The organism is Buttiauxella sp. BIGb0471, from assembly GCF_024807715.1.
GTDB classification, from domain to species: Bacteria; Pseudomonadota; Gammaproteobacteria; order Enterobacterales; family Enterobacteriaceae; genus Buttiauxella; species Buttiauxella agrestis.
Genome location: NZ_JANUEU010000005.1, coordinates 50,564 through 63,402, shown reverse-complemented (window position 1 = coordinate 63,402; position 12,839 = coordinate 50,564). Strand labels below are relative to the sequence as shown.

Annotated in this window: 13 protein-coding genes; 2 read left to right on the top strand and 11 right to left on the bottom strand. The window is 49.1% G+C overall.

Features of this window, described 5'->3' with window-relative positions:
- The first annotated feature begins 259 nt into the window (after positions 1 to 259).
- A complete protein-coding gene (phoE, locus tag M2371_RS16190) occupies positions 260 to 1,312 on the top strand; it encodes a phosphoporin PhoE (RefSeq protein ID WP_034493609.1) in 1,053 nt (350 codons plus the stop codon).
- 46 nt (positions 1,313 to 1,358) lie between these two features.
- On the opposite strand, the gene crl is transcribed toward phoE, so the two are convergent.
- The 3 genes from crl to gpt form a co-directional block, all read right to left on the bottom strand.
- Entirely contained in the window at positions 1,359 to 1,760 is a 402-nt protein-coding gene (crl, locus tag M2371_RS16185; protein ID WP_034493607.1) for a sigma factor-binding protein Crl, read from the bottom strand.
- Positions 1,761 to 1,817: 57 nt separating this feature from the next.
- Positions 1,818 to 3,065, bottom strand: a complete 1,248-nt coding sequence (frsA, locus tag M2371_RS16180; protein ID WP_034493604.1) for an esterase FrsA — start codon at positions 3,063 to 3,065, stop codon at positions 1,818 to 1,820.
- 112 nt (positions 3,066 to 3,177) lie between these two features.
- Positions 3,178 to 3,636, bottom strand: a complete 459-nt coding sequence (gpt, locus tag M2371_RS16175; protein ID WP_034493602.1) for a xanthine phosphoribosyltransferase — start codon at positions 3,634 to 3,636, stop codon at positions 3,178 to 3,180.
- Positions 3,637 to 3,901: 265 nt separating this feature from the next.
- Between gpt and pepD the strand changes: the two genes are divergently transcribed.
- Complete coding sequence (pepD, locus tag M2371_RS16170; RefSeq protein WP_259268170.1) at positions 3,902 to 5,359, top strand: beta-Ala-His dipeptidase; 1,458 nt, start codon at positions 3,902 to 3,904, stop codon at positions 5,357 to 5,359.
- 44 nt (positions 5,360 to 5,403) lie between these two features.
- Here pepD and dinB read toward each other — a convergent pair whose 3' ends face one another.
- The 8 genes from dinB to M2371_RS16130 all read right to left on the bottom strand — a co-directional run bounded on the left by dinB (position 5,404) and on the right by M2371_RS16130 (position 12,641).
- A complete protein-coding gene (gene dinB, locus M2371_RS16165; RefSeq protein WP_259268169.1) occupies positions 5,404 to 6,459 on the bottom strand; it encodes a DNA polymerase IV in 1,056 nt (351 codons plus the stop codon).
- Between the two features lie 103 nt (positions 6,460 to 6,562).
- Complete coding sequence (gene nqrM, locus M2371_RS16160; RefSeq protein ID WP_259268168.1) at positions 6,563 to 6,787, bottom strand: (Na+)-NQR maturation NqrM; 225 nt, start codon at positions 6,785 to 6,787, stop codon at positions 6,563 to 6,565.
- 11 nt (positions 6,788 to 6,798) lie between these two features.
- A complete protein-coding gene (gene nqrF, locus M2371_RS16155; RefSeq protein ID WP_115630643.1) occupies positions 6,799 to 8,022 on the bottom strand; it encodes an NADH:ubiquinone reductase (Na(+)-transporting) subunit F in 1,224 nt (407 codons plus the stop codon).
- Positions 8,023 to 8,034: 12 nt separating this feature from the next.
- On the bottom strand, positions 8,035 to 8,631 hold the full coding sequence (gene nqrE, locus M2371_RS16150) for an NADH:ubiquinone reductase (Na(+)-transporting) subunit E (RefSeq protein ID WP_034493595.1): 597 nt from the start codon (positions 8,629 to 8,631) through the stop codon (positions 8,035 to 8,037).
- Positions 8,632 to 8,637: 6 nt separating this feature from the next.
- On the bottom strand, positions 8,638 to 9,276 hold the full coding sequence (locus tag M2371_RS16145; protein WP_081908371.1) for an NADH:ubiquinone reductase (Na(+)-transporting) subunit D: 639 nt from the start codon (positions 9,274 to 9,276) through the stop codon (positions 8,638 to 8,640).
- A complete protein-coding gene (locus tag M2371_RS16140) occupies positions 9,269 to 10,063 on the bottom strand; it encodes a Na(+)-translocating NADH-quinone reductase subunit C (protein ID WP_034493592.1) in 795 nt (264 codons plus the stop codon). Before M2371_RS16140 ends, M2371_RS16145 begins: the two co-directional genes overlap by 8 nt.
- Positions 10,056 to 11,294 carry an NADH:ubiquinone reductase (Na(+)-transporting) subunit B gene (locus M2371_RS16135; RefSeq protein ID WP_172895440.1) on the bottom strand — a complete coding sequence of 413 codons (1,239 nt, stop codon included), beginning with the start codon at positions 11,292 to 11,294 and terminating at the stop codon, positions 10,056 to 10,058. Before M2371_RS16135 ends, M2371_RS16140 begins: the two co-directional genes overlap by 8 nt.
- 3 nt (positions 11,295 to 11,297) lie before the next feature.
- Positions 11,298 to 12,641, bottom strand: coding sequence for a Na(+)-translocating NADH-quinone reductase subunit A (locus M2371_RS16130; RefSeq protein WP_172895441.1), 1,344 nt, complete (start codon positions 12,639 to 12,641; stop codon positions 11,298 to 11,300).
- Positions 12,642 to 12,839: the final 198 nt, after the last annotated feature.

The window sequence follows — 12,839 nt, the reverse complement described above, 5'->3', positions numbered from 1 at the left end:
AAATGTCAGATGACGTTGTAACAGGACTCATGCGGCTTGCCAACAGTCCCGGCAAGGAAAACAGCGAAGTTTGCGTAAAGGTCTGAGTAACGTAGCGGCAAAATTTGACATATTTATGACAATTAAAATTTATTACTTTTATTTAAACTTTATCTTACTCTGTCATAAATCTTTCATCTCAAAACGATAAAACTCTCTGCGTTTTTTAACGGGATATTTCCCGATTAAATTTAGCGCGTAAACACTATTGGGATGAAAAATGAAAAAGACCACTCTGGCATTAATGGTATTAGGCATTGTTGCATCAGCATCTTCTCAGGCTGCGGAAATATATAATAAAGATGGCAACAAACTTAATGTCTATGGAAAAGTCAAAGCGATGCATTATTTAAGCGATGACAACACTAAGGATGGCGACCAGACCTATGTTCGCTTCGGCTTTAAAGGTGAAACTCAGATTAATGACCAATTAACTGGTTATGGTCAATGGGAAGCTGAATTTTCAGGAAATAAAGACGAAGGTAGTTCCACCACGAAAACTCGTTATGCTTTTGCCGGTGTGAAATATGCTAATTTCGGTTCATTTGATTATGGTCGTAGCCTTGGTGCGTTGTACGACGTGGAAGCCTGGACTGATATGTTCCCTGAATTTGGCGGAGACTCTTCAGCCAGAACAGATAACTTTATGACTAAGCGGGCATCAGGCCTGGCAACGTTCCGCAGCACTGATTTCTTTGGTGCGGTAGATGGCCTGAACATGACTCTGCAATATCAGGGCAAAAACGAAAACCGTGACGTTTCTAAACAGAACGGTGATGGTTTCGGCACCGCTCTGACTTATGATTTTGGCGGCAGTGATTTCCAACTAGGCGGCGCATATACCACGTCAGACCGTACTGACGCACAACAGGCTATGGCACGTGGTCAAGGCAATAAAGCTGATTCCTGGGCCACTGGTGTAAAATATGATGCGAATAATATTTACGTCGCATCAATGTATTCTGAAACACGTAATATGACGCCAATTTCAGGCGGTTTTGCAAATAAAACGCAAAGTTTTGAAGCTGTGATTCAATATCAATTTGATTTTGGTCTGCGCCCATCATTGGGTTACGTGCAGCAGAAAGGCAAAGAAATCGAAGGAATTGGCGATGCTGATTTAGTTAAATACATTGATGTAGGCGCAACCTACTACTTCAATAAAAACATGTCTGCTTTCGTTGATTATAAAATCAACCAACTGGATGATAATAACCCGCTGGGTATTAGCAGCGATGATATCGTCGCATTAGGCATGGTTTATCAGTTCTAGTCTGCAAATAAAAAGCCCTTCTCATTAGAGAAGGGCTTTTTTTTGTTTATGCAGAAAGCTTAACCGGCTTTTCTGCAAAATTTTCCGCTGGCACCAAATTAAGACCTAGCGTGCTGAGTAACTCTCGTAAACGTTCGTGGAAACCACGCAGTGTTTGCTCAAGTCTTTCATCCACTTCTTTGTCTTTTGCTGCCGTCTGGGTCCACTTACCTTCTTTATCGAAAAGACCAAAGTGGTAGGTGTAGGTAAATTGCTTTTCCTGCGCTTCTAATTCCATCCACCAGCCCCAGAACTCACGTTTCTCTGGTGCAGGCTTCACATTGACGCACACAGCCAGGCAATCGAAGAAGAAACGGTTATCTTCACATTGCTCTTCCCTGATATATGGGCCAAGCGAGGCGAATTTTTTAATCAATCTACTTTTCGGGTGTCCACTCGGTAACGTCATTGCGATCTCCTGTTGTGAAGCAACTGTTTTACCAAACCAATGAAATTTAGCAAATCATTAACGTAATCTCTGCTTGATCCAACTGGTAATTTCTTTCAACGCTTTGTCAAAGTTGCGATACACCGGATTAAACGGGATCGCCAATAACTTACCATCCGATGATGACGAAGTGATTAATCGCGAATCAATCTCTGGACTGAACGGATCGTTTTCCCAGTAACCGGATAACATTGGCGTTGGGCAATGACGCCCTAATAGCCCCTGAGTTTTAAGCGAATAGCGGTTCAATTCCACGCGCAATGCGCTGTCAGACGCATCATTCATTCCCAATCGGCTTGCCAGCACATCAATATACATCTCTGGTACCTGTGCCTGGCGTGATGCATCGCTCAATAAGCTATGAACAACGGGACCTAAACACGCAACCGCCTTCAGGCGAGGCGCTTCGATATAACCTAATCGCACCGCAACATTCGCGCCAAAGCGGAAACCAAACGCCGCGACACGAGTGTGATCAACCCAGGGAATGTTCGGCAACGCTTTGAGAACATGCTGGTGTAAAAGGCTAGAGTCCTGAGTCAATTTCCATTTTGATGAAAACCCGACCGATGGCATATCGATGGTCAGCATCGCTATACCCTGAGGCGCAAAATATTTCTCAAACAAGGTGTAATAGTCGCTTTGTAATGCGTCCAGGCCACCACAAATGAGTACCGTCGGGAATGGCCCTTGCCCTTCTTTTGGAACATGGAGGAAGCCAGTAATCGCCCCACCACCAGGAATGGTAAACTCCAGCTCACGTAAACCACCAGAAAGCCGCGGAGCCGCTTCTTCGTATGCGCGATTTGCCAGAACTTGAGCCTGTTCCGCGAGCATATCGCCTTTCAGATGTGGGTACGCCGCGATGCTATAAAGATTGGCAGCCTGTAACCAGTATTTGCCGCTTTTTACTTTATCCGTTTCCTGATTGGCACGCTGTTGCCACATCATGGCCTGCTTCGACCATTCATAGATCCAGTTGCCGCCGCGATAGCCGATCACCGTATCATACAAATCATCATTGGTTCGCTCACCCGAGTTGGCTGCAATTCTGGCCTGCACTTCAAGAATTTCACGCGCATCGACGCCACGCCAGACCCAAAGTAGGCGGTTAATCATGCGATACCAGTGAGGCACTGTTGCGCCGTCCAGCGCAGACTGGATAACAGGGGCAGTTTGATGATGAGCGCGACGAACTAAAGTCGACGTCTCGGGATGCTTAAATCGGGGTTTAAATAGCGTTTCGCTAAGATTGGCCTGCGACATCGTTTCTGCCTCCATACAAACGTCAGGAATGGGGCTATTGTACTCTGTCGGTGGCTAAATAACACAAACGCCCGGCAATGCCGGGCGTAAATCAGTGCAAATTCTCAGGCTATTAACGGCCGGCTAAAGGCGGGATAAATGCCACGCCCATATCCCACGGCTGTTCAATCCAGGTATCCTGCGGGATATCGATAACATAATCGTCAACCAAAGGCTGGCCAGCAGGCTTGGCGAAGATAGTCACGAAATGCGCTTTTGGATACATTTCACGGATAGCCACCGCGGTGCCGCCGGTGTCTACCAGGTCATCAATCACGATGAAGCCTTCACCATCACCTTCAGCACGTTTCAGGACGGTCAGCTCACGCTGGTTGTCGTGGTCATAGCTGGAGATACAAACGGTATCAACATGACGAATCCCCAGTTCACGTGCCAGCAATGCGCCAGGAACCAGGCCGCCACGGCTAACAGCAATAATGCCTTTCCACTGTTCAGCAGGAAGCAGACGGCTTGCAAGCTTACGTGCGTGAATCTGCAACATGTCCCAGGTGACGATGTATTTTTCGCTCATGTGAAATTATCCCAGCCAGTTATTAACGGCTTAAAAATGTTCAAAGGGGTTTTGGTTGCGCGAGATTATAGAGATCTGGCGCACTAAAAACCAGTGCTGCAGGCCTGTCCTTCTGGTTTTTACGTGCTTTAGGTCGTCACAACCTCAGTTATAGTGGTATTCTCAAGCCAGCGCACAATGCTTACTTGTGTTGTATTTCATTAAGTTCAATCCCGCTCTGCACGAATAAAAAATGTCAGCAGAGTCGATGTCAAGGAGACTTATCGTGTCTGAATTGTCTCAATTATCTCCGCAACCACTGTGGGATATTTTTGCCAAAATCTGTTCTATTCCGCACCCTTCTTATCATGAAGAGCAACTCGCGGAACATATTCTGTCCTGGGCAAAAGAAAAAGGCCTGCATGTTGAGCGCGACCAGGTTGGCAATATCCTGATCCGTAAACCTGCAACAGCGGGTATGGAAAACCGTAAAGCGGTCGTCCTGCAAGCTCACCTTGATATGGTGCCGCAGAAAAACAACGACACTGTCCATGATTTCACCAAAGACCCGATTCAGCCCTATATTGATGGTGAATGGGTTAAAGCACGCGGTACGACATTAGGTGCCGATAACGGCATCGGTATGGCATCTGCACTCGCGGTGCTGGCTGATGAGACTGTCGCTCATGGCCCATTAGAAGTTCTGCTGACCATGACCGAAGAAGCCGGTATGGATGGCGCATTTGGCCTGCAAGCGGGCTGGTTGCAAGCTGATATTCTGATCAACACCGATTCTGAAGAAGAAGGTGAGATCTATATGGGTTGCGCGGGCGGGATTGATTTTATCTCCACGCTGCCGCTGCAACGCGAAGCAGTTCCTGCGGGTTACGAAACCTACAAGCTGACCATCAAAGGCCTGAAAGGCGGTCACTCAGGTGCTGAAATTCACCTGGGTCTGGGCAATGCCAACAAATTGCTGGCGCGTTTCCTGTTTGCACATGCGGCTGAACTGGACGCTCGTTTGATTGATTTGAACGGTGGAACGCTGCGTAACGCTATTCCGCGTGAAGGCTCTGCAATTGTCGCAGTCCCTGCCGACAAAGCAGCACAGTTCAAAGATCTCGCAGCTAAGTTCCTGTCAATTCTGCAAAATGAATTGGGTGCAGTTGAGAAAAACACCACTGTCCTGGTTGAAGCAACCACCACCGACAAAGCTGCGCTAACAGCAAAAAGCCGTGATGCTTTCATTAACTTGCTCAATGCCATGCCAAACGGTGTTATCCGTAATTCAGACGCGGTTAAAGGTGTAGTGGAAACCTCACTGAACGTGGGTGTGGTTTCAATGACTGATGAAAGCGCAGAAATTATTTGCCTGATTCGCTCCCTGATTGATAGCGGCAAAGACTATGTGGTCGGCATGCTCGAGGCATTGGGTCAGTTGGCTGGTGCACAAAGTGTTGCTAAAGGCAGCTACCCAGGCTGGCAGCCCGACGCTGACTCCCCGGTGATGGGGCTGGTACGTGAAACTTACCAGAAGCTGTTCAACAAAACGCCAAACATCATGGTTATCCATGCCGGTCTGGAATGTGGGCTGTTCAAAAAACCTTATCCTGAGATGGATATGGTTTCTATTGGGCCGACCATTACGGGTCCACACTCCCCGGATGAACAAGTTCATATCGCAAGCGTAGGCCAGTACTGGATCCTGCTGACTGAGTTGCTAAAAGCAATTCCAGCTAAGTAAGCCAAATACGTGTAGATCAAAACCCTTTCATTGAGAGGGTTTTTTTATATTCCCAGAACCAGTTGGCGCTCCAACTGCGGGTCCAGTAACGTGACATGCAGCCCCACTAGCCTTACGCCTCGCTCTCCCCTGCGCTCTTCCCAAGTTTGCTTCGCGATAGCGATTAAATCGGCTTTATTCAACTGGGGCCAGACATGTTCCTGAGTGGTTTGCTGAAAATCATTAAACTTGAGTTTGACTCCCTGACGAGCAATCAATAAATCTGGTTTCACCTTTTTCAGACGTCGCTCAAGTTCAGCATAAAGTTGTTCAATGATGGCTTCACACTCCTGCCAATAATGAATGTCTTCGGCCAATGTTTTCTCAACACCTACCGATTTGCGCTGACGTTCATTGTTAATTTCGCGCTCATCAATACCCTGGCTTCGCTCCCAAAGTATCCGCCCGAACTTACCAAAGCGTTTGAGCAAAGACGCTAAATCCGTTTTCTGCACATCGGCACACGTCCGCAAGCCCAGGCTTTCCAGTTTTCCCGCAGTCACTTTGCCAACGCCTGGAATTTTGCCAAGCGGCAAAGTTTGCAAAAATGCAGGAATTTCTTCTGGAGTGATGACGTATTGCCCGTCGGGCTTATTAAGGTCTGACGCTATTTTCGCGAGAAATTTGACCGGAGCGATCCCCGCTGAAGCAGTGAGATTAAGTTCATCTGAAATGGTCTGACGAATTTCTTTCGCCATGAGAGTAGCCGAACCGTGGCAGTTCATGCTTGCGGTCACATCCAGATATGCTTCATCCAGAGACAGAGGTTCAATAAGCGTGGTGTAGCGGCTAAATATTTCGCGGATATGGTTGGAGGCTTCTTTATATGCGTCAAAGCGCCCAGGTAAAAGTGTCAGATGCGGGCACAATTTGAGTGCCATGGCGGTCGACATTGCGCTGTGCACGCCAAATTTACGCGCTGGATAATTTGCTGTGCTGATAACCCCGCGTCGCTGCGCACTGCCACCGATAGCCAATGGAATATCCCGCAAGCTCGGGTTATCACGCATCTCAACGGCTGCAAAAAAGCAGTCCATATCAACATGAATGATTTTACGCATACTTTTTCACACCAGTTTTGATACTGGATAAGTATACAGTTAAACTATGATTGAGGAAAGACAGAAAGAAAACCTCCCGCAGATGCAGGAGGTTTCACAAGGCTTAAAGGATGCGGTTTTGCTGAAGTTTTGCCTGCCGCTCCGCTTTTGCGATTCGTTTCTTACGTGCATCGCAAGGTTCAGGGCAATTGCAGACTTTCTCCATGCCTAGCGCGGCAATACCACCACAGCTACCCTGAAGCGTTTTACGCTTTACGATAACGCCCAGCGACATGCCGAAAATCACCAGAATAAAAATGGTAAAGGTGGCTAAAAATACTGTCAGCATAATGGCTCCCGTCAGCCGCCGAAGTCATCAAGCATGATGTTCTCATCCTCGACACCCAGGTCTTTGAGCATTTTGATAACCGCAGCATTCATCATTGGCGGCCCACACATATAGAATTCGCAGTCTTCTGGAGCTGGATGGCTACGAAGATAGTTTTCCAGTAATACGTTGTGGATGAAGCCAGTGTAGCCCGTCCAGTTATCTTCTGGTTGCGGATCAGAAAGCGCCACATTGAAGGTAAAGTTCGGGTTTTCCTGCGCCAGTTTTTCAAACTCATCTTCGTAGAACATTTCACGCAGAGAACGAGCGCCGTACCAGAAGCTGATTTTGCGGGTGCTATGAAGGCGTTTGAGCTGATCGAAGATGTGTGAACGCATTGGCGCCATACCGGCCCCACCGCCAATAAACACCATTTCCGCATCCGTTTCCTTGGCAAAGAACTCACCGAACGGCCCGGAAATTGTCACTTTATCGCCCGCTTTCAGCGACCAGATGTACGAGGACATTATGCCTGGAGGAGCATCTGGTACATTCGGCGGTGGCGTAGCAATACGTACGTTCAGCATGATGATGCCTGCTTCATCCGGGTAGTTCGCCATCGAGTAAGCGCGGACACACGGCTCTTTCACCACAGATTTGAAACGGAAAAGGTTAAACTTATCCCAGTCACCGCGATATTCCTGTGGAACATCGAAGTCCTGATAATTAACTTCATGAGGCGGGCTTTCAATCTGGATATACCCACCGGCACGGAAAGGCACAACTTCGCCATCAGGAATACGCAGCTTAAGCTCTTTGATGAAAGTCGCTTTGTTATCGTTAGAGATAACTTCACACTCCCACTTTTTCACGCCGAATATTTCTTCCGGCAGCTCAATTTTCATGTCCTGCTTCACAGCGACCTGACACGCTAGACGGCAACCTTCTTTCGCTTCACGCTTGGTGATGTGCGAAAGCTCGGTCGGCAGAATATCACCGCCCCCCTCTTTAATGGTCACACGGCATTGCCCACATGAACCGCCGCCACCACAAGCCGAAGAGATGAAAATCCCTTGGTTTGAAAGCGTATTCAGCAGCTTATCGCCAGCCGGAGCATGGAACTGTTTGTCTGCTTCGTTGTTAATCTCAATCAGCACATCGCCGGAGTTAACAAGCTTTGACTTGGCAAACAAAATCAACAACGCCAGAGCCAAAACAATTAGCGTGAACATCACCACGCCAAGAATAATTTCCATACGTTTATGCCCTTATAGCTGCACACCGGAGAATGACATAAAGCCCAGCGCCATCAATCCAGTGGTGATAAAGGTAATTCCTAAGCCACGCAATCCTGCGGGCACATTGGCATATTTCATCTTTTCGCGGATCCCCGCCATCGCAACAATGGCCAGCATCCAGCCCACTCCGGAGCCCACGCCGTAGACAATGGATTCACCGAAGCTGTAATCACGCTGCACCATAAACGACACGCCACCGAAGATAGCGCAGTTAACGGTAATGAGCGGCAGGAAGATACCCAACGCGTTATAAAGTGCCGGGAAGAAACGATCGAGGATCATCTCAAGAATCTGAACTAATGCCGCAATCACACCGATAAAGGTGATGAAGTTGAGGAAGCTGAGATCAACGCCTTCAACCAGTGCGCCGTCACGAAGCACCAGGTTATAAACCAGGTTGTTCGCAGGTACGGCAATCCCTAACACCACGGTCACTGCGATACCCAATCCAAATGCAGTGGAGACCTTTTTGGAAACTGCAAGGAAGGTACACATACCAAGGAAGAACGCGAGCGCCATGTTTTCAATAAACACTGCGCGCACAAACAGACTAATCATATGTTCCATAGTCAGTTAGTCCTTTTCCTGCTGAGCAGGCTTAAGCGTACGCAAGGCCCAAATCAGCAGGCCGATAATAAAGAACGCACTCGGCGCTAACAGGAACATCCCGTTTGGCTGATACCAGCCACCGTTCTGAACCGTTTCCAGCACCGTGATACCAAAGAGTTTACCGCTGCCGATAAGCTCACGCAGGAAGCCAACCAGCAACAGAATCACGCCATAGCCCAGACCGTTGCCAATACCATCCATAAAGCTCGCCAGCGGCGGTGACTTCATGGCATAGGCTTCAGCACGTCCCATCACGATACAGTTAGTGATGATCAGGCCGACGAAGACGGAAAGCTGTTTGGAGATCTCGTAAGCATAAGCACGCAGGATCTGATCCACGACGATAACTAACGAAGCAATGATCGCCATCTGAACAATGATTCGCACACTGTTAGGGATCAGGTTACGGATCATTGAGATGAACATGCTAGAGAATGCCGTCACCACTGTTACCGCGATGGTCATTACGAATGCCGTTTCCAGCTTAGTCGTGACCGCCAGCGCCGAACAGACACCGAGTATTTGCAAGGCAATTGGGTTGTTATCCACCAGAGGACTAACCAGAACCCGTTTGACCTCTTTCATGTCTGAAATATCAGCCATTATTGAGCGCTCCTTCACGTACTTGTTTCAGGAAAGGACCAAAACCAAGTTCACCCATCCAGAAATCAAAAGTATGTTGTACCCCGTTTGCCGTCAGCGTCGCGCCAGACAAACCATCCACACTATATTCATCGCCCTGACGCGCTCCGCCTTTCACCACGCGTAGCGCAGGCTGACCGTTGTCATCCAACAATTTCTTGCCAATCCATTGCGCACGCCAGTTCGGATTTTCAACTTCACCACCCAACCCTGGTGTTTCGCCCTGGTCGTAATAAGTGATACCTTTCACCGTCCGGCCATCAGTTTGAAGCGAAACAAAGGCATACATCATCGACCACAAGCCTTTGCCATAAACTGGCAACACGACTTCCTTCACTTTGTTTTGCTCATCACGCACCAGATAAATTTCAACGATATTGCTGCGATGTTTTATCCCGGCACGGTCTTCGCTTGAAGAGAGCGTGACGCTTTGTTCAGGGTCACGTAGCGCCGCAGCCTGGTCAAATTTAGACGAGTCTTTATCCAGCAGCTCACCACTTTTCAGATCGAGCAAACGCGGTGTAATACGTGATTCGTAGATTGTTTTGACATCTTCGCCGGTCATTTTTGGCGTTGCTAAGCCAGCAACATCCAGGATGTTACGCTGCTTATCGAGCGCTTTTTGCTCCTGCTGGCGAGCTTTCAGCCCCACAGCAGAGCCAGCCACCACAACGGAACACACCAGGCAAAGCACCAGCACCACCAGCAGCGTTCTGCCAATGCTATCGTTACTTTTTACTTCAGCCACGCGACTTCCTCCGCTTGATATTGGCTTGCACCACCAGATAATCGAACAGCGGTGCAAAGAGGTTGGCGAACAAGATCGCCAGCATCATCCCTTCTGGATAGGCCGGGTTTACAACTCGAATCAGGACACACATCACACCGATAAGCGCCCCATACCACCATTTACCTTTATTGGTAAACGAGGCTGAAACCGGGTCGGTTGCCATGAACATCATGCCGAAAGCAAAACCACCCAGCACGAGATGCCAGTACCACGGCATCGCAAATAGCGGGTTGGTTTCAGAACCAATGAAGTTAAACAAAGTGGCAGTGGCAATCATGCCAAGCAGAACACCCGCGACGATGCGCCAGGAAGCGACGCGGCCAAACAGGATTATCGCGCCACCAATCAGGATCATCAGCGTGGAAACTTCACCAATGGAACCCGGAATGTTACCGAGGAAAGCATCCATCCAGGTGACAGGTTGGCCTGTGACAACATTCACTAAGGCTTCGCCGCCGCCATGAGACCACTGCGAAAGTGGAGTTGCCCCAGAGAAACCGTCAGCCGCGGTCCACACCAGGTCACCGGAGATTTGCGCTGGATAAGCGAAGAACAGGAATGCACGGCCCGCCAGTGCTGGGTTCAGGAAGTTACGGCCAGTTCCACCAAAGATCTCTTTAGCAATGACCACACCGAAACTAATCCCCAATGCCGCTTGCCAGAGAGGTAACGTCGGTGGAACCACCAGCGCAAACAGGATGGAGGTCACGAAGAAACCTTCGTTAACTTCATGTTTACGGATGATGGCAAACAGCACTTCCCAGAAACCACCTACCAGGAATACCGTGATGTAAATTGGTAGGAAGAACACGGCCCCAAGGGTCATCATGCTTAACCAGCCAGCATCCGGCGTGAAGTTCACCCCCAGCCACTGCGCGACAACATAATGCCAGTCAGATGAAATCACCTGCTGGAGTTGTTCCGCGCCGTACATTTTGTTCAGGGCCGGAATCGTTTGTAGCCCGACGTTGTACATACCCCAAAACATGGCCGGGAACACCGCAAACCACACCAGGATCATCATGCGTTTCAGATCGATTGCATCACGAACGTGGGAAGCGCCAGGCGTAACGATACCGGGTGTATAAAACAGTGTCGCCGTCGCTTCAAAGAGCGGGTAGTACTTTTCTAGCTTTCCGCCTTGCGTGAAGTGCGGCTCTAGTTTTTCAAATAAATGCTTCAAGCCCATGACTTATCCTTCCTGCTCGATGCGGGTTAATACCTCGCGTAGTACCGGGCCGTACTCATATTTACCCGGGCACACATAGGTACAAAGCGCCAAATCTTCTTCATCCAGCTCAAGACACCCCAGCGCCTGTGCGCTGTCTGTATCTCCTGCCAGCAAATCACGCAACAGCATCGTTGGCAGAATATCCAGCGGCATAACACGCTCATAGTTGCCAATGGGCACCATTGAACGTTCCCCGCCATTGGTATCTGTCGAGAAGCTAAACAGTTTGCGTTTCAGGAAGTGGCCAACAGTGGTGCGGGTAATCGAATATTTATCGGCACCAGGCATCACCCATCCAAACAGCTCTTTTTCACGGCCTTCTTTCAGAACCGTAACTTGCAGATGGAAACGCCCCAGCCAGGCGCGCGGCCCCGCCCCGATAGTTCCGCTTAAAACAGAGCCTGAAATAATGCGGTTTTCACCTTCAGCAAGTTCACCCGCCGTCAGCACTTCCAGTGAAGCACCAAGGCGTGTGCGAATCAGACGTGGCTTTTTCACCTGTGGCCCGGCAAGCGCGATAATACGATCGGTCCACAAATCGCCTTCCACGAACAATTTGCCGATGGCGATGACATCCTGGTAATTAAGATGCCAGACCATTTTTTGCAGGCTGACCGGCTCCAGGAAATGAATGTGTGTACCCACTAACCCTGCCGGATGCGGGCCTGCGAATTCATTAAATGTCACCTGCCCAGCAGGATGACCGCCCAGCTTACCGCCGCCTGCCTGACAGACATGGACTTTGCCATCGGTCAGTCGGGACAATACGGTTAAGCCTGCATCAAACATTTCGCGGTGAGCGCGAATAATGGGCTGCGGGTCCGCTGCCAGCGGGTTGGTATCAATGGCAGTAACAAAAATGGCGGCTGGAACTGTTGCAGGTTGCGGTGTTTTGCTAAACGGGCGTGTACGCAGCGCAGTCCATAAACCAGACGACAGCAATTGCGCCTGGACGGTTTCACGCGGCAGTTTGGCAAGGCTTTCAGGAGCAAAACGCTCAAAAACAACCTGCTCATCACCCTGGACTTCAATAACCAGAGATTGCAGTACTCGACGCTCACCACGATTAATCGCTGATACCGTTCCACTCGCAGGAGCGGTAAAGAGAACGCCTGGGTTCTTTTTATCTTCGAAGAGAGGCTGGCCTTTCAATACCTTGTCGCCTTCCTGCACCAGCATGGAGGGACGCATGCCGACATACTCTTCACCGAGCAAGGCCACGAAAGGTATCGCTGCGCCGTCATGGATTTGCTGTTCCGGCAAACCGGCAATAGGCAAATCCAGACCTTTTTTGATTTTTATCATAAGGTTATCACGTTTAAAATTGGCTTAAACATACCGACAAAAAACTGTAGCCGACAACGGATGGGTTGAATTAACGTTCAACCGATGCGACACATAAAGCGGTGAAAACAGGAAACGCATCCATTCACTATTGCGAGAGGGAGGTATAAGCCGCCCGGACAACCGGGACAACTGACTTATGGATAGTTTCCGTTCATA

Excerpts from the sequence above, each read along its gene's own strand:
- crl (WP_034493607.1), bottom strand. The coding sequence starts at position 1,760 with ATGACGTTACCGAGTGGACACCCGAAAAGTAGATTGATTAAAAAATTC.
- M2371_RS16130 (WP_172895441.1), bottom strand. The coding sequence starts at position 12,641 with ATGATAAAAATCAAAAAAGGTCTGGATTTGCCTATTGCCGGTTTGCCG.
- phoE (WP_034493609.1), top strand. The coding sequence starts at position 260 with ATGAAAAAGACCACTCTGGCATTAATGGTATTAGGCATTGTTGCATCA.
- gpt (WP_034493602.1), bottom strand. The coding sequence starts at position 3,636 with ATGAGCGAAAAATACATCGTCACCTGGGACATGTTGCAGATTCACGCA.
- nqrM (WP_259268168.1), bottom strand. The coding sequence starts at position 6,787 with ATGCTGACAGTATTTTTAGCCACCTTTACCATTTTTATTCTGGTGATT.
- nqrE (WP_034493595.1), bottom strand. The coding sequence starts at position 8,631 with ATGGAACATATGATTAGTCTGTTTGTGCGCGCAGTGTTTATTGAAAAC.
- M2371_RS16135 (WP_172895440.1), bottom strand. The coding sequence starts at position 11,294 with ATGGGCTTGAAGCATTTATTTGAAAAACTAGAGCCGCACTTCACGCAA.
- dinB (WP_259268169.1), bottom strand. The coding sequence starts at position 6,459 with ATGCGTAAAATCATTCATGTTGATATGGACTGCTTTTTTGCAGCCGTT.
- nqrF (WP_115630643.1), bottom strand. The coding sequence starts at position 8,022 with ATGGAAATTATTCTTGGCGTGGTGATGTTCACGCTAATTGTTTTGGCT.
- M2371_RS16145 (WP_081908371.1), bottom strand. The coding sequence starts at position 9,276 with ATGGCTGATATTTCAGACATGAAAGAGGTCAAACGGGTTCTGGTTAGT.
- frsA (WP_034493604.1), bottom strand. The coding sequence starts at position 3,065 with ATGTCGCAGGCCAATCTTAGCGAAACGCTATTTAAACCCCGATTTAAG.